The following is a 770-nucleotide window of genomic DNA, read 5'->3' on the forward strand; positions in this document are numbered from 1 at the left end:
GCCGCGGCGCCGACGCGGGGCGTGCGCGACAGGATCATGCACACCGACGTGTCGTACTCGCTGGGCTTCGGCAAGCCGACGTCGACGTTCGTGTTCGGTTCGTCGGACAAGGCTTTCGGATGGCCCGGCGCGGGAGGGTCGTTCGGCTTCGCCGATCCGGACACCGGCACCGGCTACGGCTACGTGATGAACAAGATGGGCTTTCATCTCTTCAGCGACCCCCGGGAACTCGCGCTGCGCCAAGCCCTGTTCCGCGACGTTCTCGGTGTCCGAACTCAACGCTGAGTAGTTTCGACTCATGGCCGAGATTCCCACCACCGAAGAAGCCCTCGCCCGCCTCGACATGCCGCTGGTCGAGGCGATGATGACCCAGCGTGCCGTGCGCCGCGTCTTGCCCGACCCCGTCGACGACGCGATCGTGCTGAAGTGCATCGAGTTGGCGCTCCGAGCGCCCACCGGCTCGAACGGCCAGAACTGGGAATTCCTCGTGGTCAAGGACCAGGCCGTCAAGGATCAGCTCGGCAAGCGGTATCGGCAGGCGTGGTCGCTCTACGGCGGTATCGGCCGTCGCCTCGCCGCAGGCGACGAATCGATGCAGAAGATCCTGCGGGCCGTGCAATGGCAGGTGGACCACTTCAGCGAGATCCCGGTCCTGGTCGTGCCGTGTCTGCGTGGCGGTATGCGGTTGCCGTACATGCCGTCACCATTTGTGGGCGAGTCGTCGTTCTTCGGATCGATCTATCCCAGCGTGCAGAACCTGCTGCTCGCCG

General features: G+C 65.3%; 1 protein-coding gene and 1 pseudogene. Both read left to right on the forward strand.

Translation table 11 applies throughout. The annotated features are described in order from the left end of the window. Positions 1 to 285: pseudogene (locus A5698_RS25005) on the forward strand (EstA family serine hydrolase); the annotation flags it as partial. Positions 286 to 298: 13 nt separating this feature from the next. Beyond that, positions 299 to 770, forward strand: a 472-nt coding sequence (locus tag A5698_RS25010) for a nitroreductase family protein (protein WP_068302508.1), incomplete at its 3' end; no start/stop codon positions are given.

This window comes from Mycobacterium sp. E136, assembly GCF_001666865.1.
GTDB lineage: Bacteria > Actinomycetota > Actinomycetes > Mycobacteriales > Mycobacteriaceae > Mycobacterium.